The following is a 19304-nucleotide window of genomic DNA, read 5'->3' as shown; positions in this document are numbered from 1 at the left end:
TCAGTTGTTCGTTTGAGTCTGCCCTCAAATGCCAATCCATAAGACATAGCCGAACCGGGGGAAATCGTGCGATCTTCTAAAAAAAACAACGCTCGGCGCTGTGTCCGGCTTGCAATCATGGCCGTTGCTGCGGCGTGCCTGAGCCTGCCCGCACTGGCATTTGAGGCAACCCTGCAAGGGGTTGCGGACGAGGACTTGCGAGAGGCGTTGGAAGGCGGGTCGCTGTTGATCGAACAGGCAGCAGCAGAAACAGAAGTCTCATCTCAGGAACTGGTTGCAATTGCTCAGGCGGATTACAAACGTGTTTTGGCCGTCCTTTATGATTTTGGTTACTACGGCGCTATTATTGGCATTACGCTGGACGGGCGCGAAGCATCCTCCATCACTTCGGTGGCCCCACCGCGCAGTGTCACATCAGCGCAAATCAGCGTGACTCTTGGCAAAGTCTTTCGGTTTGGCACGGCGGATATTGGACCCGTTGCGGAAGGCACTGTCCTGCCGGAAGGCTTCAGGAGTGGCGAAACCGCGCGATTGAGCCTGCTGCGCGATACGGTAAGCGCCGGCACCAAGGCGTGGCGGGATCAGGGTCATGCCAAGGCCAAGTTGGAAAGCCAAACCATCACTGCGCGGCATACAGACGGCACGCTCAATGCTACATTGCGACTGGATCCCGGAGCCAAGCTCCGCTTTGGCGATCTCAAAGTGAGCGGTGACAGCGCCGTGCGCACCGAACGTATCCTCGAAATCGCCGGTCTGCCTGTCGGAACTGTCTACTCCCCGGATGAACTGGCCGACGCGGCCGGGCGATTGCGCCGCACGGGCGCGTTCAGTTCTGTCGCGATGATTGAGGCAGAAGAAGTCGGCCCGGGCGATCAGTTGGGCATCACTGCGCGCGTGGCAGATGACAAACCCCGGCGTTTCGGTTTCGGGGGCGAGGTGTCTACTATTGAAGGCCTGTCCGCGAGTGCATTCTGGGTGCATCGCAATCTGTTTGGCGGGGCGGAGCGGTTGCGTTTGGAGGCCGAGATCAGTGGCGTTGGAGGGGAGACCGGCGGCACAGATTTCCTTCTTGGCGCGCGCTACCAGCGACCCTCCACCTTTAATGAAGACACGGATCTTTATATTCTCGGCGAAGTCGAGCAGGAAGACGAAGTGAACTACTTTTCTCGTCAGGCAACGATTGGCGCGGGCATTGAGCGCATTGTGTCAGACCAGAGGTCTTATCGATTTGGCGTGGCGGTTCGCCGCGCAAATACACGGGATGCCTTTGGCGAAGACCAGTACACTTTGCTGCTGTTCCCGACCGGGGCGACCTTTGACTACCGCGACAAGATACTGGATGCGCGAAAAGGGTTTTATCTGGATGCGGAGGTCTCACCATTTTACGCAGTAGATGGCGCTGACAATGGTGTTCTGACAGAATTGGATGCCCGTGTTTACAGGACTTTTGGCACTGTCTCAACCACGACCCTTGCCCTGCGCGGACAGCTGGGATCCGTTGTTGGCCCGAGCCTCGAAGATGCGCCGGCGGATTTCTTGTTCTATTCGGGTGGCGGCGATACGGTGCGTGGCCATGATTACCAATCACTCGGCGTGGATATTGGCAATGGCCAGATCGTTGGCGGGCGGTCGTTCCTGGGTCTGTCCGCCGAGGTGCGTTACCGCACTGCGGGCAGTCTTGGCTATGTCGGTTTCTTTGACGCGGGCTATATTGGATCAGAGGCCTTGCCGGATGGCTCGGGGGAATGGCAAAGCGGCGCGGGTTTGGGATTGCGTTATGACACGCCGATCGGACCAATCAGGTTTGACGTTGCTGTGCCCACATCAGGGGATGACGATGGGTCATCCTGGCAAGTTTACATCGGAATAGGACAGGCATTTTAATGCGATTTCGTTGGTTACTCAGAGGTCTATTCGTTCTGTTCCTGCTGGTTCCTATCGGCGGGGCGGCTCAGGATGACGAGGACGACGGTGGTTTCCTGACCCGAACCATTCAGGACTTGCTTTCGGGTGCCGGGCGTGAGGTGAAAATCACCGGTTTCGCCGGGGCACTGAGTTCTGAGGCTTCCTTTGAGCGCATGACCATCGCGGATGATGAGGGCATTTGGTTGACGCTTGAGGATGTGAAACTGAACTGGAGCAGGCTTGCCTTGCTGCGCGGACAGCTTGAAGTGAACAATCTGAGCGCAGCTTCATTGGATTTGCCGCGCTTGCCCGAAGCCGAGGAAACCGTCGAAGTGCCCTCTGCGGAGGCAGCGCCCTTTGCGCTGCCCGATTTGCCGGTCTCGGTAAACATCGACGTCTTCGAAGTGACGCGCATTGATCTTGGTGAACCAATAGTAGGCACAGCGGCAGCACTGGGCGTAAAGGCCTCGATCCAATTGAATGACGAGGGGGCGTTCATTGATCTGACGGCCCAACGGGTGGACGATGCGGACGGGAACTATGTCGTCAAAGGCAGCTTCGCGCGTGAAGGGTCTGAGATCAATGTCGACATCGCGCTGGACGAGGCGCCCGGTGGTATCGCCGGACACACCATGAACTTGCCCGGCAAGCCATCAATTGATTTGACGGTTGCAGGGACAGGACCCCTCGATGATTTTACCGCTGATATCGGGCTGGCCACCGATGGGATGCAGCGCGTGGCCGGGCAGGTGACGCTCAATGCATTGCCGTCCGAGGTCGAAGGCGCGCAGCCGGATCGGCGCATTCGGGCCAATCTGGGTGGTGATATTACCGCGCTGGTGGCACCGCAATCGCGTGACTTCTTCGGCACCAAAGTTGCCCTCAACGTAGACGCTTTGCTGGGCGCTGACGGGGCGGTTGACGTGTCTGATTTCGCGCTTGATGCCAAGGCCGTGCAATTGGCCGGAAAGGTGAAACTGAACAGTGACCAGTGGCCCACATTCATAGACGTGGATGGCACCATTGCTCAGGCAGATGGACAGCCTGTTTTGCTGCCCGGATCTGACGTCGAAACCACCGTTCAATCCATTGAGTTGAGCGTTGATTATGACGCACAGTCGGGCGACGTCTTTGCGGGTGCCTTCGACATCACCCAATTCGCGCGTGAAGGCATTCGTTTTGAAAACACGTTGCTGGCGCTCGATGGAACACTTCAGGGCGATTTGGGCTCGGTTGGTCGTTTCCTTGGGGATCTTGACCTCACAACACGCGGGCTGGCGCTGGATGATCCCGAAGCAGCAGAGGCGCTCGGCCAAGAGTTCCGAGGCAAAGCAAATATTGACTATGTCGAGGATGAGCCAATCCGGATTACCGGCCTAGAGCTTGTTGGCGCGGATTACGGGCTGTCGGGGGATGTTATCATTCAAGGCCTCGATGGTGGCATTCCAACGGATATTGATCTGTCAGTTCAGGCGGCTGAACTTGCCCGGTTTGCCGGTCTTGCCGGGCAGTCTCTGGCAGGGGCTGCGCAGCTTGATGTGGCGGGCAGTATCACACCGCTCAGCAGCATCTTCGATCTCAAAATTGGCGGCACCACGCGCGATCTGAAACTCGATATTCCGCAAGCCGATGCCGTGATGGCCGGGGTGACGGCGCTGACCCTGCAGGCCCGCCGCGATGAAACAGGCACTTTTGTCCAAGACCTAGATCTCAAAAACGATGCACTCGACATCACAGGCGACATCAAGTTGCAAACAAACGCCAGCGATGTGAAGGTGCTGGCGCGCTTGAATGATGTGGCGCTTGTGCTACCGCAATATACCGGCCCGCTCAGTCTGGATGCCAAAGCCACGCAGGACGCAATTGGATGGGCCGTTGATGTTGTCGCGAACGCGCCATATGACAGTTCCTTTTCTGTCAAAGGCGTCGCAACCGGGCCAGAAACAGATGTTCAATTTGATTTGTCGGTTCCGGAAGTGCAGCCCCTTGTTGAAGCAATCAATGGACCACTGGATGCCAATGGGCGCGTTTGGTTGAGCGATGCGGGATACAATGTTGACGTGGACGCCGCCGGACCGTTTCAATCCGAAGTCAGCGTTGCGGGTTTGGCGACGGGACCAGACGCGGCAGTGGCGTTCCTCGCGGCTATGCCAGATATTGGCGTGTTTGTTCCGAAACTTGCAGGACCGCTTTCAATCGAAGGCGACGCTGCGCGTGATGGGGCGGACTGGCAAATTGATACGGCTGCCACAGGTCCGGCTGGAACCGAAGCGAGCGTAAAAGGCCGCGTTGGCGAAGACGGCACTCTGGATCTGGGTATAATTGGGGCGGTGCCCTTGGGGTTGTCTGACCCGTTTTTGGCCCCGCGCAGCTTGCAAGGGCAGGCTCAATTTGATCTGACAGCCAAAGGCGCGCCGGGTTTGGACGCGATTTCCGGCACGATTTCCTCGACCGGGGCCACCTTTGCAGACCCTGGTTTGCGTCTGGCTCTGACAGATCTAATTACCACGATCAATCTCAATGGCGGAGATGCGCAACTTGACCTGGGCGGCGCGGTCGAAGCAGGTGGCACACTCGCAGTTGCCGGAGGGCTAAACCTGAACAGTTTGGTCGCCGATCTCAAGATCCTTCTGAACAGTGTGGTTCTGTCCGATCCGCGTTTGTATTCAACACTGATTACGGCTGACATTGCGGTCGCGGGTCCATTGACGGGCGGGGCGCGCATCGGTGGTACAATCGATATCGGCGAGACGCTGATTTCGGTTCCCTCATCGGGATTGACCAGTATCGGGGAAATCCCAGAAATCACCCATGTCGGCGCGCCTCAATCCGTTACAACCACGCGCGGGCGTGCAGGCGTCATCCCCGAACCCGAAGAGCAGGGCAACGGCGGCGCTGGCAGCGTTTATGATCTGGGTCTTCAGATCACTGCACCCAACAAGATATTTGTGCGTGGCCGTGGCGTTGATGCGGAACTCGGGGGCGGGTTGGAAGTCACAGGCACAACGGCGCGGGTGATTTCTGCGGGTCAGTTTGATCTTGTGCGCGGCCGGATCGATATTCTTGGGAAGCGATTTGAACTGGAAGAAGGATCGATCCAGTTTCAGGGTGATCTTGTTCCCTATATTCGTTTTAAGACACTGTCCGACACGGATGATGGGACGGCAAGCATCGTACTCGATGGACCGGTAGACGAACCGGAAGTGACCTTTGAAGCAGTCCCAGAAGCGCCCCAGGACGAGGTCTTGTCACAATTGCTTTTTGGCCGAAAACTCAGCGAGATTTCCGGGTTTCAAGCCCTACAACTGGCGAACGCGGTGGCCGTCCTGGCGGGGAAAAGCGGCGTGGGGATTGTGGGCAATCTGCGTAAGGGCTTTGGTCTTGACGATTTCGACGTGACCACAACCGATGATGGGGAGGCCGCCGTGCGTGCTGGTAAGTACATCACCGACACGATTTACACGGATGTGTTTACCGGGGGTGGGGAAACCGAGTTGTCGATCAATCTTGAATTGACCGACTCACTCAAAGCCCGTGGCACTGTTGAGAATGACGGGAACACCGGCATTGGCCTGTTCTTTGAACGTGACTATTGAGGCGATCTGATCACGGATCAGGTGTGAAATTTCCAAACTGTCCGCGTTTGAACAAAAGGCCCTGTATCTCTGAGTCCGCCTGAAAAACATGGTGGATCTCGCCCAGTATCACAGAATGGTCGCCCGCAGGGTGGATGGCATATTTGCTGCAATGAAACTCTGCCAGACATCCCTCCAATCTCGGTGCCCCTAAGGGTCCCGGGGTCCAGTCGAATGCATCAAACCCATGTCCTTCGGTTGCAAAGTGACGTGCAAGCGGCATCTGATCCGCACCAAGAATGTGGATGCAAAACGTCTCTGCAGCGGCAAAGGGGTCATGGCGGCGGGCGGCGATGGCAGGCGACCACAGCACCAAAGGCGGCTCCAGCGAAACGGACGAAAAAGAGTTGGCTGTTATTCCTAACGGTCCTTCAGATGTTTGCGTGGTGATCACAGTCACGCCGGTGCCAAAACAGGCGAAAGCGCTGCGCAGGTCACGTTGCCGTTCCGGTGTTGGCACGAAAAAGCCAGTGTCAGGCGGCATCAATTGATCCCCTGAGTGAAGCGGTGTTTCTTGATGTCATGACCTGTGTCCCGTTTTCTAGTCTGGTAGGTAACACGCCGCACCGGTGCGGCAAGGGAATTGTCACCCGACCCATACGGCAACGTCCGCTTCGCAAAATCAGGCCGGCCTCAGAAAAGGCCGATCCGACCGTTGGGGGGATATCTATTGCATCAGGTCTTGGTCATCCGGTTCTCGATCAGATCATCCACAACCGAGGGGTCGGCGAGTGTCGATGTATCACCAAGCGCGCCAAAATCATTCTCCGCGATCTTGCGCAGGATCCGACGCATGATTTTGCCCGACCGGGTTTTCGGCAGGCCCGGGGCCCATTGGATCAGATCCGGGCTTGCAATGGGTCCGATTTCGGCGCGTACCCAACTGCGCAACTCCTTGCGCAGTTCTTCGGAGGGTTCCTCTCCGCCCATCAAGGTCACGTAGCAATAGATGCCTTGTCCCTTGATATCATGCGGGTATCCGACAACGGCGGCCTCTGCGACCTTTGCATGGGCTACCAGCGCACTTTCAACCTCCGCTGTGCCCATCCGGTGACCGGAGACGTTGATAACGTCATCAACCCGCCCGGTGATCCAATAATCCCCTTCCACGTCGCGTTTGCATCCGTCCCCGGTGAAATAGTACCCTTTGTAATCTGAGAAATAGGTTTTCTCGAACCGCTCATGATCACCCCAGATGGTGCGCATCTGGCCCGGCCAGCTGCTGGCGATGCAGAGGACTCCCTCAACGTCATTGCCATGGATCTCTTCGCCGGTGGTCGGCTCCAAAACGACAGGTTTGATGCCAAAATACGGCTTCATTGCGGAGCCCGGTTTCATGGCATGCGCGCCGGGCAGGGGGGTCATCAGATGTCCACCGGTTTCGGTCTGCCACCAGGTGTCAACAATGGGGCATTTACCCTTTCCGACAACGTCGTTGTACCAGTTCCAGGCTTCGGGGTTGATCGGCTCGCCCACGGTGCCCAGCAAGCGCAGGCTGCTGAGGTCGCATTTCTCGACAAACGCCGTTCCCTGTCCCATCAGCGCGCGAATGGCCGTAGGGGCGGTATAGAACTGGTTGACCTTGTGTTTGTCACAGACTTCCCAGAACCGGCTGGCGTCCGGGTAGGTGGGCACCCCCTCAAACATCACAGTGGTCGCTCCGTTGGCCAGCGGTCCATAGACGATGTAGCTGTGGCCGGTAACCCAGCCGACATCTGCGGAACACCAGAACACGTCGCCATCGTGATAGTCGAAGGTTATTTCATGTGTCATTGCGGCGTAAACAATGTAACCGCCCGTGGTGTGCACAACGCCCTTGGGTTGCCCGGTGGAGCCGGAGGTATAGAGCACGAACAATGGATCTTCAGCGCCCATTTCCTCGGGCGCGCAGTCCGCCGAGGCCTCAGCCGCTAGCGCATTATAGTCGTAATCGCGCCCCTCAACCCATGTGGTCTGTCCTCCCGTGCGCTTGACCACGAGGCATTTGACCTGATCAGAGCAGTGCAGCAAGGCCTGATCTGCATTGGATTTCAGCGGCGTCGCGCGCCCCCCGCGAGGGGCATGGTCGGCAGTGATCACGACCTTGGCCTTGGATCCATTCACCCGCGCAGATAGCGCATCCGGCGAGAAACCGGCAAAGACAATCGAATGGATCGCGCCAATGCGTGCACAGGCCAACATGGCATAAGCCGCCTCTGGGATCATCGGCATATAGATAATCACCCGATCACCCTTGGTAACGCCCAGGTCCTTGAGTACATTGGCCATTTTGCAAACGGATTTGTGCAGGTCGTTGTAGGTGATGTGTAGCGCGCCATCTTCGGGGTTGTCAGGCTCCCAGATGATTGCAGTCTGATCGCCGCGTGCCGCCAAATGCCGGTCAATGCAATTGGCGGAGACATTCAACGTGCCGTCAGAAAACCAATTGATTGACACCGATCCCAGATCAAAGTTGATGTCGCTGACTTCTGTAAAAGGCCGCATCCAGTCGACGCGCCCGGCTTGTTCGCGCCAGAACGCATCGGGGTTCGAAATGGATGCGGCGTACATTTCTTCATACTTCGCGGCATCTACATGTGCCTTTGCAGCCATTTGGGGCGATGGTGGATAGGTTTTGGCGGATGTGGTTGCGTCGGACATGAAGGCTCCTCCCTTGGGTCGCAGTTTTTCGAAGGGTGGCCAAGGTCATCGTCATTGCCTGAACCACCGCTCCTCTTGAGGGCGATCATAACGGGATTGGAACAGAAAGGAATAAGCCACAGTGTCATAAGGCTTTCTGTGAACAGGTTTTTCCCGGAGAGTTGAGGAATTTGAAAAAATCGGACTGTGGCAGGCGCTTCATCGTTTAAACAATTACCCCAGTATCAACGACGTCAGACGGTTGCAGTCCGAGTGAGGCCGTCTTTCGCCCCAGAGTTGAAATAGAAAATGAGTGCCGCAACAGTACGGCAAAACGCAGTTAAATGCATTGGAATCAAATGCCTGAGGGATGTCCGCAAAACAGCGGTATTCAGGGCTTGGCACTGCGCGCGGGCTTCGGTAGTTTTGCGCCAAGTGCGCCCGACCTGAGGCGTGCAACAAGGGAGAAACTTTATGAACAAATATCTATCCGGCGCAGCTGTTGCTGCGATCAGTTTTGCTTTCGTGTCCGAGGCCGCCGCGACCGAATGGAACGTGTCTGTCTGGGGCAAGCGTCGCGCCTTTACCGAGCATGTTGAAAAACTCGCTGAGCTTGTGTCCGAGAAGACCAACGGCGAATTCACCATGAACGTCAGCTACGGTGGTCTGTCCAAGAACCGCGAAAACCTCGACGGTATCTCCATTGGTGCTTTTGAAATGGCACAGTTTTGTGCAGGTTACCACGCCGATAAGAACCGCGTGATCACCGTTCTGGAATTGCCGTTCCTTGGTGTTGAAAACCTGGAGCAGGAAGTGGCAGTTTCCGCTGCCGTTTACGCGCATCCCGCCGCCACCGAAGAGATGGCGCAGTGGAATGCCAAACTGCTGATGACCTCGCCGATGCCGCAGTACAACCTTGTTGGCACGGGCGAGCCGCGCGACGAATTGGCCGAATTCGAGGGCATGCGCGTGCGTGCCACCGGCGGTTTGGGCGCGGCATTCAAAGCCGTTGGCGGCGTGCCGACATCTGTGACCGCAACCGAAGCCTATCAGGCGATGGAAGGCGGCGTGGTTGACACAGTGGCTTTTGCACAGCACGCGCATCTGAGTTTTGGCACGATCAATCAAGCGGATTGGTGGACGGCAAACCTTAACCCCGGCACAGTGAATTGCCCGGTTGTGGTGAACATCGACGCCTACGAGTCCCTCAGCGATGCGGAACGCGAAGCGCTTGACAGCTCAATCCCGGAAGCCATTGATCACTATCTGGCCAACTATGGCGAGCTGTTGAAAAAGTGGGATTCTGTGCTGGAAGAAAAAGGTGTTCAGAAGGTCGAGATCGATCCTGCCGTTATTTCTGAGTTCCGCGCGATCGCCGCAGATCCGGCAAAGGACGCGTGGATCGCCGACATGGAAGCCCAAGGCCTGCCCGGTCAGGAGCTTTATGATCTGGTGGTCAAAACGCTCGCTGAAGCCAAAGGCGGCAGCTAAAAACAACAGGCCGCTCTCGAAAAGGGGGCGGCCTTTTCAATTATAAAAACAAGGGGGCAGAGCAATGGCGGGATCCGCAGCCGTGCTCGAAGATTCCAGTCTGCTCAGCCGACTGGATCGTGCACTATTACCACTCGAAAAATTCTGCGCCCTGCTGAGCGGCCTTGCTATTTTTTCGCTGATGTTTCTGGCGGCCTATTCGGTGACGGGGCGTAAATTCTTTGCCTCCCCGATGGCGGGGTACGTCGATTACATCGAGGCGGCCATGCCCATCATCGCGATCATGGGCGTCTCTTACGTGCAGCGTGACGGCACCCATGTGCGCATGGATATGTTGGTCAGCGCTCTCAGAGGACGCATGTTGTGGTTCTTTGAACTGGTTTCCGTCTTGCTGATCCTGTTGGTGATTGTCGCCCTGACTTGGGGCGCGTGGGAACATTTTGACCGCTCGTTTGATTGCGCCCGCCCGTGGTGCAGCCGGGACAGTTCAATCGATGTGGGCCTGCCTATCTGGCCTTCCAAACTGGTGGTGCCGATCGCCTTTGCAGTGCTCTGCCTGCGTCTGATCCTGCAGGCCTGGGGATACGGGCGCGCATTGGTCTTGGGACTGGAAAACCCTGTTGCCGTGCCGCTCAACCTTAGTGTGGCAGAACAAGCCCGTTTAGAGGCTGAAGCATTGGATGGGGCGGACTGATGGAACCTATTGAAATCGGATTGTGGGTCAGTGCGGGCCTGCTGACGTTCGTGATACTGGGCATGCGTGTGGCATTTGCAGCCGCCTTGGCCGGGTTTGTTGGCCTTGTTTGGCTCCGCTGGAACGGATTTGACTATGATCCGGATCGCTTCTGGAAAGCCGTTGAGATCAGCGTCAAAATCGCTGGTCTGACGCCCCATTCCAAGGTCTCCGCGCAGGTGCTGAGCTTGATCCCGGTCTTTATCATGATCGGCTATATGGCCTATCACGCGAAACTTACCACGGCGCTTTTTACGGCTTGCAAACGCTGGATTGCGTGGGTGCCGGGCGGGCTTGCCGTGTCCACGGTTTTTGCCACCGCCGGGTTTGCCGCCGTGTCAGGTGCCTCTGTGGCAACCGCTGCCGTTTTTGCCCGCATTGCCATCCCAGAGATGCTCAAGATCGGGTACAATAAACAATTCGCCGCAGGCGTGGTGGCCGCTGGCGGTACACTTGCCTCGCTTATTCCACCCTCTGCAATCCTTGTGATCTACGCGATCATCGTGGAGCAGGATGTCGGTAAACTGCTGCTCGCGGGCTTCTTGCCGGGTATGTTTTCCGCCATTGTCTACGCCGCCCTGATCATCGGCATCGCGGTGATTTTCAAAACCGTCGGTCCACCGGTTGGTGGCTTTTCATGGCGCGAACGTTTTGAATCCCTGCCGCCCGCGCTGCCCATTCTGGCGGTGGTCGTGATCATCATCTTTTTTGTCTACAACCCCTTTGGTGATGCCTGGGGGACACCAACCGAAGGCGGCGCGATTGGCGCGTTTATCATATTCCTGATGGCGCTTTATCGCGGCATGCGCTGGAAACAACTCAAGAGCGCATTGCTGGATACCGCAAAACTCACCGTGATGATTTTTTCCATCATCTGGGGCGTGCTGATCTATGTGCGTTTCCTGGGATTTGCCGAATTGCCCGAAGCCTTTGCCGATTGGATCACGTCGCTCGAAATGTCGCCCATGCTGATCCTGATCTGCATCCTGCTGGCCTATGCGGTACTGGGCATGTTCATGGACGCGATTGGCATGCTTCTCTTGACGCTGCCCGTGGTTTATCCGGCAGTCATGGCGCTCAATGGCGGTGAAACCGTGGCCGCCGCAGACAGCGCGTTTGGCATGTCTGGTCCGATGTGTGCGATCTGGTTCGGGATATTGGTGGTCAAAATGGCAGAGTTCTGTCTGATCACCCCGCCCATCGGCCTCAACTGTTTTGTGGTGGCGGGCGTGCGTGATGATTTGACGGTTCAGGATGTATTCAAAGGTGTGACCCCTTTCTTTATCGCCGATGGCGTGACCATCGCGCTCCTCGTTGCTTTCCCGGGCATCGTTCTGTTTCTGCCGTCACTGGCGGGGTAAAGCGGCTTAGTGGTCCACTTGATGGGCTGCCTTGCTATCCTCCGGTGCCTGCGCGCGATCAAACATGCCGTAATCGCGCAGCACGCCGGCGACCCGCAAACGGTAACCGGCGAAAACCCCGGCGCGCCCATCAGATTGCGCCCCGCGATGCGCGCTGAGCGTGCGCCAGCGCTTCACAGCTTCTTCATCCTCGAAGAATGACAAAGACAGGATCTTGGCCGGATCTGTCAAGCTTTGAAACCGCTCGACGGAAATGAAACCCTCAACTTCCTGAAGCATAGGGCGCATTTTCGCGGCGATCTCTAGATAATCTTCCTTGCGCCCCTCTGCGGGTTCGACTTCGAATATCACGGCAATCACGTAGGTTCTCCATGTGGCGCGGAGGCCAGCTTCAAAAAGGTCCGGTCTTCGCGCAGCAGAAATTTTTCTGATTGCGCAAATTCGTAATTCTCACGGCCCAGCGGGTCATCTGCCAAACGCGCGCGATAAGCCTCATAGGTGGCAAGGTTGGGGATGTTGTAAATCCCGTAAGCGAGTGTTGATGATCCTTCATGAGGCGCATAATAGCCAATCAAATCTGCGCCACATCTTGGAATGGCTTGCCCCCAATTTCGTGCATACTGAATGAAATGCGCCTTTTTTGTCGGGTCGATCTGATAGCGGATGATACAGGTAAGCATGGGTTTTCCTTTCATGTCTGTGCCTTGAATAGGGGATTGATCGACTGGAATGCTTCGACTACGATCGAACTATGAAAGAAGGACCAGACATCGCGCGCATCGCCGCCCTGATCGGGGATCCTGCGCGCGCCAACATGTTGACCGCGCTGATGACTGGTAAGGCGTTGACCGCCACTGAACTGGCGGCAGAAGCCGGGATTACCAGCCAGACCGCGAGTTCGCATTTGGCGAAACTGGATGCGGGCGGTTTGCTGAGGCCCCTTAAACAAGGCCGGCACAAGTATTTCTCGCTGGCCAGTGATGATGTGGCACAGGTGCTGGAAGGGTTGATGGGTCTGGCGGTCAAAACCGGTCACTTGCGCACGCGCACCGGACCCAAGGACGCCGCCTTGCGCAAGGCGCGTGTGTGTTACAACCATTTGGCGGGCGATATGGGCATTCAAATGTTTGACAGCTTCATGACGCGCGGGTTCTTGGAGATTGACGGCGAAGTATTGCGTTTGACATCAAGCGGTGACGGTTTTGTGCAAGGTTTTGGGGTGGATTTGGTGCTGTTGCGGTCCCAGAAATCGCCTTTGTGCAAGGAGTGTCTGGATTGGAGCGCGCGGCGTTCGCATCTCGCCGGTAGTCTTGGGCGGGCGTTGCTCTCCCAGATCGAAGCGCGCGGCTGGGCGGCACGTCAACCTGACAGTCGCGCTGTGACATTCTCACGTCGGGGGGAACAGGCGTTTCAAGCGCAGTTGATCGAGGCACCCGCGTCATAAACAGGCGTCGCTGCCAAGTTTCTGCGGGTTCAGGTAACGGCTGTTGGGCTCGCCGTGATAACCTATCGGCCTTCACAACCAACCTGCTGAAGTCTCCGCAGGGATCCAAAAGCGCGAGACTTAGGCAGTAACAGATCCGACTATGCGTCCTCGGTTTCAAGCCAGCGGATCACGGAAATCCGTTTTGCATCCATGTGATCGAGCAGCGTTTTGGCCAAAGCTTCACCGTCCCGGGCGGCTAGAAATTTCATGATGTTTTCATGTTCCTGTACCGCTTCAAACCAACGCCCTTCGGTCATATTCGCCAGATAGCGCGCCCGTTGCATGCGCAAGGACAACGCCTGACAAGATGTCGTCAAAGTATCATTATGCGCGGCCATGAGAATGGCGCGATGGATTTTCTGGTTGATCGTGAAATAGGCATCCAGATCCCGCTTTTCATAGCTCTCCAGCATCTGGTCGTGCAGGGTGCGCACGGCTTCGATTTCGACATCACTGATGCGTCTGCAAGCCAACTCGCCAGACAAGGCTTCCAACGCGCCAAGCACCGGGAACACCTCCTCGACCTCACCGATGGTGACCTGCGTAACCCACGCGCCGCGGTTGGGTTCCAGACGCACCAGCCCATCTGATGCCAACACCTTCAAAGCTTCGCGCAGCGGCGTACGGGAGACCCCAAACTGATCACAGAGTGTTTTTTCCGGCACCTTGGCGCCCGGTTCGAGTTCTGCATTTATGATCAGCGTCTGCAAACGACCCACCAATTCATGGTGCAGGGACGTGCGCAGGATTGCCCGAGATTCTGTTGCCGGTGTCATTGGATTTGCCTCACTTTTTCAAGGCCCTTTCTAGGAGCCGCGCGACATGCAGGGGTTTGGCCTCACTCAGATCCGCGATCTGATGGCGACAAGACGTTCCGTCCGCCACGATCAGCGTGTCTCCTTCAGCTTCTCTTACCGCTGGCATCAAATCCGCCTCTGCCATCTTACGCGAAATTTCATGCGTTTCGATACCATAGCCAAAAGCGCCCGCCATGCCACAACAGCTTGTTTCCACGACCTCGATTTCGGTATCAGGCAGCAGCGACAAGGTCTTTTCCACGCTCGTCATGACGCCCATGGCCTTTTGGTGACAATGCCCATGCATCAGAATCTTGCGCGCAGGTGATTTTAGCGGAAGTTGGAAATCCGGGTTGTCCACCTGATCGGCGATGTACTCTTCAAGCATCCGCGCATGTCTGGCCAGGGTCTCCGTGTCCTCGCCCGGCAGCAATGTGGGGATTTCGTCACGCAAAGTGAGCAGGCAACTGGGCTCCAGTCCAATGATCGGCACGCCTTTTTGCGCATAAGGCAACAAGGCTTTGACCAACCTTTGCGCCTCTTGTCTTGCTTCATCCACCAAACCGGCCGACAGGAACGTGCGCCCGCAACAAAGAGGCCGCTCGCCTGACGGTGCAGCAGCCAGATGGACACGGACATCGGCCGCTTCAAGCACTTTCAGCGTGGCGCGCAGGTTTTCAGGTTCAAAATATCGGTTAAAACTATCGGCAAACAGCACGGCTTCAGGTTCGTCTTGACGCGAGACTTCTGCATCCCGGAACGGTTTGGCGCTCCAGTTTGGCAAGTCCCGCGTTGCGGTGAAACCGGTTAATTTTTCGGTCAACCTGGCCAACCCGGGTATGTGATTGCGCAGATTTGCCAGAAAGGGCAGGCGCGACACCCAGGGCGCGTAGCGTGGCAGGAAAGCGATCAGACGATCATGAAAACTTGTACCGTTTTTCTTGGCCCGCGCGGCCATGACCTCGATTTTCATCCGTGCCATGTCAACGCCTGTGGGACATTCGCGTTTGCATCCTTTGCAGGATACACAGAGTTTCATAGTCTCCGCCATCTGGTCCGACGTCAGCGCATCCGGCCCCAATTGCCCCGAAATTGCCAACCGTAACGTGTTGGCCCGCCCGCGCGTCAGGTCCTGTTCCTTGCGCGTGACCCGAAAGGATGGGCACATCACGCCACCCTTCAGTTTGCGGCAAGCACCATTGTTGTTGCACATCTCGACGGCGCCTTGAAAACCGCCGCCGCTGCCGGTCCATTCCGACCAGTCAAGTTGTGTATCAAATGCCGGAACGGTGTAGTCAGGCCCATAGCGAAACAGGTTCCGGTCATCCATTTTAGGGGCATCAACAATTTTGCCCGGATTGAACACTCCGTTGGGGTCGAACAGTTTTTTTACTTCGGAGAAATTCGCCACCATGCGCGCGCCAAACATCTTTTCATGAAACTCCGACCGGACCAAACCGTCGCCATGTTCGCCGGAATGAGAGCCTTTGTATTTTGCCACAAGGTCAAAGCATTCTTCCGCAATGGCGCGCATGGTCTTGACGTCTTTGTCCAGTTTCATGTTCAAGATCGGCCGCACATGCAGACACCCGACAGAAGCATGCGCGTACCATGTGCCTTTTGTGCCGTTCCTATCAAAAATTTCCGTCAGACCAGCCGTATAGGCCGCAAGATCGGGCAGTTCGACGGCGCAATCCTCGACAAAGGAAACTGGCTTTCCGTCATCTTTCATGGACATCATGATGTTGAGCCCGGAACTGCGCAGATCGGCGATGCGGGCCTGCATGGCTGGCTCTACAACGCGCGTGACACCACCCCAGTTCTTTCCTGTGCCGGTCCAGGAAAAGCCCAGATCGCCCATTATTTCTTCGAGTTGTTTGAGTTTTGGCAGATGTTGTGTCGGATCAGATTCGGCAAATTCCACCAGTAACAATGCCTCGGGCGCGCCGGTTACGACCTCTTCAATCGTGGTGCGAAACAACGGGATATCGCGTGCCAGCGCAATCATCGTCGAATCCACCAGCTCGACACCTTGTGGTTCAAGCGTTACCAGATGCTGCGCTGCGTCCATCGCATGATGGAAGGTGGGGAAGTGGCAAATGCCCAAAACTCTTTGCGAAATCAGCGGCCAGAGTTTCAATTCCAGTGCCGTGGAATAGGCCAGCGTCCCCTCTGAGCCGACCAACAGATGAGCAAGGTTGTTGACGTTGTGACTGGGAACCAGGGCGTCGATATTATATCCTCCGACGCGGCGCATGACCTTGGGGAATCGGGCGTCAATCTCCGCGGCTTCGCGTCTGCCGAGCGCTAGAAGATCCGCCGCTATCTGCGGGGACGTGTTTTCGTCTGTGGGTCCGAAATGATGTTTGCTGCCATCCGCGAGGAAGGCGTCTATGGACAAAACATTGTCCCGCATCATGCCGTATCGCAGGGATTTTCCTCCGCATGAATTATTGCCCGCCATCCCTCCGATCGTCGCACGTGATGCTGTGGAGACGTCTACCGGAAACCACAGGCCATGGGGTTTCAAGACACGGTTCAATTCATCCAGCACGATGCCAGGGCGTACTACACATCTCTGACCTTCTACATCCAGTTCCAGAATATCATTGAAATACTGTGTGTTATCCAGGACCAGCGCTTCGTTTACGGTCTGTCCGCATTGCGACGTGCCACCGCCGCGCGCCAAAATGGGTAGCTTTTGATCTGCCGCAATTTCGATTGCCGCACGAATGTCATCCTCTGATTTCGGTGAAAGAACACCAAGCGGCATCATCTGATACAGCGACGCATCGGTGGCGTAACGACCCCGAGAAAAGCGGTCAAACATCAAGTCGCCCTGAACACGATTTTCCAGAATGGCAGAGAGCTGTGACATTTTCGGATCCAGTGTGATGCGGAAGAACACGTGAATATTCTGATTGACTTAATTATGAATTCAAAATTACGTTGGTTCAACAGAAAACCGCAAGTGTTTGATCTGATTTAGCATGATCATCGTGAAAAACACTTCGCCCGTGAGATTGATTGCTATGAGAAAAGCTGGCCGCCACTTTTTACAGATCCCCGGACCAAGCGCTGTGCCCGACCGGGTATTGAGCGCCATTGGACAGCAAACCATTGACCATCGCGGTCCGGATTTTGCCAAGGTCGGATTGCGCGCACTTGATGGTCTGAAATCAATCTTCAAAACGGAACAGCATGTGTTCATCTATCCGGCTTCGGGCACGGGCGCATGGGAGGCAGCGCTTGTAAACACCTTGTCGCCGGGGGATCGTGTGCTGATGTTCGAAACCGGACATTTCGCGACGCTTTGGAAGAAACTGGCGGATAAGCTGGGCTTGCAGGCGGAATTTATCGAGGGCGATTGGCGCGGCGGGGCGGATCCCGATCAGATCGAGGCCTATTTGGCCGAAGATACGGCTCATGAGATCAAAGCAGTGTGCGTTGTTCACAATGAAACATCTACGGGATCGGTGTCTCCCATTGCGGCGGTGCGCGCGGCGATTGATAATGCGAACCATCCCGCATTGTTCATGGTCGACACGATTTCCGGTCTGGCCTCGCTTGAGTATCAGCATGACGCCTGGGGCGTCGATGTCACCGTTTCAGGATCGCAGAAAGGGTTGATGCTGCCGCCCGGTCTGTCATTCAATGCCGCCAGTGCCAAAGCCATGGCAGCCAATAAAGCGGCAAAACTTCAGCGATCCTATTGGGATTGGGCCGAAATGGTCGGACCCAACAAGACGGGGTACTTTCCATATACGCCAGGGACGAACCTGCTTTACGGTCTGAACGAAGCCATTGACATGCTACACGAAGAGGGGCTGGAGAACGTGTTTGCCCGTCACGCCCGCCATGGTGCCGCCGCGCGCGCGGCTGTGCGGACCTGGGGGCTTGAGGTTCTCTGCGCAGCTCAGGGCCAGGAAAGCGGTGTGCTGACGGCGGTAAGATTGCCGGAAGAACATAGCGCGGACGCATTCCGGGCATCGACGCTGGCGCATTTCGACATATCTTTAGGAAACGGGTTGTCCAAAGTGGCGGATAAGGTGTTCCGGATTGGTCACTTGGGCGATTTCAACGATCTGATGCTTGTCGGTACACTGGCAGGCGTCGAAATGGGTCTCAAAAAGGCAAATGTCCCCCATCGGGAGGGTGGGGTGCAAGCGGCGATGAGCCTGCTCGCCTGAGACCAGCGCCCGTCATGGGTTTAGAAGAATAGAAAAGTAAATCTCTGGGAGGAGAACGTCATGAAAGTAATTCCAAGGCTTCTGGCCGCAACGACGGCCATCGGTATGGCGACAAGCGCTTTGGCCGCAGATATGACCATGAAATTTGGGCATGTGGGCGCTCCGGGATCGCTGTTCGAGGCCACGGTCGATAATTTCGCGGCCTGTGTGAACGGTGCGATGCCGGACAAAGTCGAAGTACAGACTTTTGGGTCTTCGCAACTGGGCAAGGACAAGGAACTTCTGCAAAAGCTCAAACTTGCGCAGGTCGATTTCGCGCTGCCCTCTTCGGTGATGTCCTCGGTGGATGATTCCTTCGGCATCTTTGAAATGCCCTACATCATTTCAGATCGCGACCACATGCGCCGCGTGCAGGGCGCAATGATGGACACATTCCAGGATGCTGCTCACGCGAACGGCTATCATATCGTCGGGCTGGCTGAGAATGGCTTTCGCAACATCACCAATAACGTGCGCCCGATCAATGTGCCCGCTGATCTGGAAGGCGTGAAACTGCGTACGCCCAATGGCGTGTGGCGTCTGAAAATGTTCCAGGAATATGGCGCAAACCCAACACCGATGGCGTTTTCCGACGTATTCACGGCCTTGCAAACCGGTGTTATTGACGGGCAGGAAAATCCTTACGCACAAATCGCGTCAGCGAAATTTCAGGAAGTCCAGAAATACCTGTCCGTGACCGGGCATGTTTACACGCCTGCCTATATTCTGGCCTCGAAAAAGCAGTTCGACAAACTGCCTGCTGAGGTTCAGGCCGGGCTGACAGAATGTGCAAATAAGACGCAGGATTTTACCTATGAAAAAGCCGCTGAGCTTGAAGCAAGCCTGCTGACGGTGATTGAGGAGGCGGGCGTGACGGTGAATACAGCCGACAAAGCGGCCTTCATCGAAGCGTCCAAACCGATCTACCAGCAGTTCGCGGATGAGGTCGAGGGCGGTCAGGACATGATCGACACCGTGCTCGGGCTGGGCAATTCTGGCTGACAGGTCAGAGGGCGGCGGGGCAACAACCTGCCGCCTTTTTCAATTC

General features: G+C 56.3%; 14 protein-coding genes. 8 read left to right on the top strand and 6 right to left on the bottom strand.

Translation table 11 applies throughout. From position 1 onward, the window contains the following. Positions 1-117: 117 nt before the first annotated feature. Together R8G34_04160 and R8G34_04155 are read left to right on the top strand one after the other, a co-directional pair. Entirely contained in the window at positions 118-1884 is a 1767-nt protein-coding gene (locus R8G34_04160; GenBank protein ID MDW3222068.1) for an autotransporter assembly complex family protein, read from the top strand. Beyond that, positions 1884-5501, top strand: a complete 3618-nt coding sequence (locus R8G34_04155; GenBank protein MDW3222067.1) for a translocation/assembly module TamB domain-containing protein — start codon at positions 1884-1886, stop codon at positions 5499-5501. The genes R8G34_04160 and R8G34_04155 overlap by 1 nt, the downstream gene beginning before the upstream one ends. Before the next feature lie 10 nt (positions 5502-5511). Here the strand turns inward: R8G34_04155 and R8G34_04150 are convergent, their stop codons facing one another. Next, positions 5512-6024 (bottom strand): flavin reductase family protein, encoded by a 513-nt coding sequence (locus R8G34_04150; GenBank protein ID MDW3222066.1) that lies wholly within the window; start codon positions 6022-6024, stop codon positions 5512-5514. Between the two features lie 191 nt (positions 6025-6215). Beyond that, positions 6216-8180, bottom strand: a complete 1965-nt coding sequence (gene acs, locus R8G34_04145) for an acetate--CoA ligase (GenBank protein MDW3222065.1) — start codon at positions 8178-8180, stop codon at positions 6216-6218. A 453-nt stretch (positions 8181-8633) separates the two neighbouring features. Between acs and R8G34_04140 the strand changes: the two genes are divergently transcribed. From R8G34_04140 to R8G34_04130, 3 genes are all read left to right on the top strand, one after another. After that, entirely contained in the window at positions 8634-9650 is a 1017-nt protein-coding gene (locus R8G34_04140; protein ID MDW3222064.1) for a C4-dicarboxylate TRAP transporter substrate-binding protein, read from the top strand. Positions 9651-9714: 64 nt separating this feature from the next. Continuing rightward, positions 9715-10344, top strand: coding sequence for a TRAP transporter small permease (locus R8G34_04135; GenBank protein MDW3222063.1), 630 nt, complete (start codon positions 9715-9717; stop codon positions 10342-10344). Further along, the gene (locus tag R8G34_04130; protein MDW3222062.1) at positions 10344-11744 is read left to right on the top strand and encodes a TRAP transporter large permease; all 1401 of its coding nucleotides are present in this window, start codon (positions 10344-10346) and stop codon (positions 11742-11744) included. Before R8G34_04135 ends, R8G34_04130 begins: the two co-directional genes overlap by 1 nt. Before the next feature lie 6 nt (positions 11745-11750). On the opposite strand, the gene R8G34_04125 is transcribed toward R8G34_04130, so the two are convergent. After that, positions 11751-12104 (bottom strand): antibiotic biosynthesis monooxygenase, encoded by a 354-nt coding sequence (locus tag R8G34_04125; protein ID MDW3222061.1) that lies wholly within the window; start codon positions 12102-12104, stop codon positions 11751-11753. Then, complete coding sequence (locus tag R8G34_04120; GenBank protein MDW3222060.1) at positions 12101-12424, bottom strand: NIPSNAP family protein; 324 nt, start codon at positions 12422-12424, stop codon at positions 12101-12103. The genes R8G34_04125 and R8G34_04120 overlap by 4 nt, the downstream gene beginning before the upstream one ends. Before the next feature lie 71 nt (positions 12425-12495). Between R8G34_04120 and R8G34_04115 the strand changes: the two genes are divergently transcribed. After that, positions 12496-13188 carry a winged helix-turn-helix domain-containing protein gene (locus R8G34_04115; protein MDW3222059.1) on the top strand — a complete coding sequence of 231 codons (693 nt, stop codon included), beginning with the start codon at positions 12496-12498 and terminating at the stop codon, positions 13186-13188. Between the two features lie 140 nt (positions 13189-13328). Here R8G34_04115 and R8G34_04110 read toward each other — a convergent pair whose 3' ends face one another. Together R8G34_04110 and R8G34_04105 are read right to left on the bottom strand one after the other, a co-directional pair. Beyond that, positions 13329-14006, bottom strand: a complete 678-nt coding sequence (locus R8G34_04110) for a GntR family transcriptional regulator (GenBank protein MDW3222058.1) — start codon at positions 14004-14006, stop codon at positions 13329-13331. A 10-nt stretch (positions 14007-14016) separates the two neighbouring features. Then, positions 14017-16905, bottom strand: coding sequence for an FAD-linked oxidase C-terminal domain-containing protein (locus R8G34_04105; protein MDW3222057.1), 2889 nt, complete (start codon positions 16903-16905; stop codon positions 14017-14019). A gap of 154 nt (positions 16906-17059) precedes the next feature. Between R8G34_04105 and R8G34_04100 the strand changes: the two genes are divergently transcribed. Together R8G34_04100 and R8G34_04095 are read left to right on the top strand one after the other, a co-directional pair. Then, positions 17060-18217: an aminotransferase class V-fold PLP-dependent enzyme gene (locus R8G34_04100; protein MDW3222056.1), complete on the top strand. Its 1158-nt coding sequence runs from the start codon at positions 17060-17062 to the stop codon at positions 18215-18217. 60 nt (positions 18218-18277) lie between these two features. Continuing rightward, on the top strand, positions 18278-19258 hold the full coding sequence (locus tag R8G34_04095) for a TRAP transporter substrate-binding protein (protein MDW3222055.1): 981 nt from the start codon (positions 18278-18280) through the stop codon (positions 19256-19258). Positions 19259-19304 lie beyond the last annotated feature (46 nt).

It is taken from the genome of Paracoccaceae bacterium (genome assembly GCA_033344815.1).
Lineage (GTDB): Bacteria > Pseudomonadota > Alphaproteobacteria > Rhodobacterales > Rhodobacteraceae > Roseobacter.
The sequence above is the reverse complement of the archived record's forward strand: the minus strand, read 5'-3'. Positions and strand labels throughout refer to the sequence as shown.

Excerpts from the sequence above, each read along its gene's own strand:
- R8G34_04160 (MDW3222068.1), top strand. The coding sequence starts at position 118 with ATGGCCGTTGCTGCGGCGTGCCTGAGCCTGCCCGCACTGGCATTTGAG.
- R8G34_04135 (MDW3222063.1), top strand. The coding sequence starts at position 9,715 with ATGGCGGGATCCGCAGCCGTGCTCGAAGATTCCAGTCTGCTCAGCCGA.
- R8G34_04120 (MDW3222060.1), bottom strand. The coding sequence starts at position 12,424 with ATGCTTACCTGTATCATCCGCTATCAGATCGACCCGACAAAAAAGGCG.
- R8G34_04115 (MDW3222059.1), top strand. The coding sequence starts at position 12,496 with ATGAAAGAAGGACCAGACATCGCGCGCATCGCCGCCCTGATCGGGGAT.
- R8G34_04155 (MDW3222067.1), top strand. The coding sequence starts at position 1,884 with ATGCGATTTCGTTGGTTACTCAGAGGTCTATTCGTTCTGTTCCTGCTG.
- R8G34_04105 (MDW3222057.1), bottom strand. The coding sequence starts at position 16,905 with ATGTCACAGCTCTCTGCCATTCTGGAAAATCGTGTTCAGGGCGACTTG.
- R8G34_04130 (MDW3222062.1), top strand. The coding sequence starts at position 10,344 with ATGGAACCTATTGAAATCGGATTGTGGGTCAGTGCGGGCCTGCTGACG.
- R8G34_04150 (MDW3222066.1), bottom strand. The coding sequence starts at position 6,024 with ATGCCGCCTGACACTGGCTTTTTCGTGCCAACACCGGAACGGCAACGT.
- R8G34_04140 (MDW3222064.1), top strand. The coding sequence starts at position 8,634 with ATGAACAAATATCTATCCGGCGCAGCTGTTGCTGCGATCAGTTTTGCT.
- R8G34_04110 (MDW3222058.1), bottom strand. The coding sequence starts at position 14,006 with ATGACACCGGCAACAGAATCTCGGGCAATCCTGCGCACGTCCCTGCAC.
- acs (MDW3222065.1), bottom strand. The coding sequence starts at position 8,180 with ATGTCCGACGCAACCACATCCGCCAAAACCTATCCACCATCGCCCCAA.
- R8G34_04095 (MDW3222055.1), top strand. The coding sequence starts at position 18,278 with ATGAAAGTAATTCCAAGGCTTCTGGCCGCAACGACGGCCATCGGTATG.
- R8G34_04100 (MDW3222056.1), top strand. The coding sequence starts at position 17,060 with ATGAGAAAAGCTGGCCGCCACTTTTTACAGATCCCCGGACCAAGCGCT.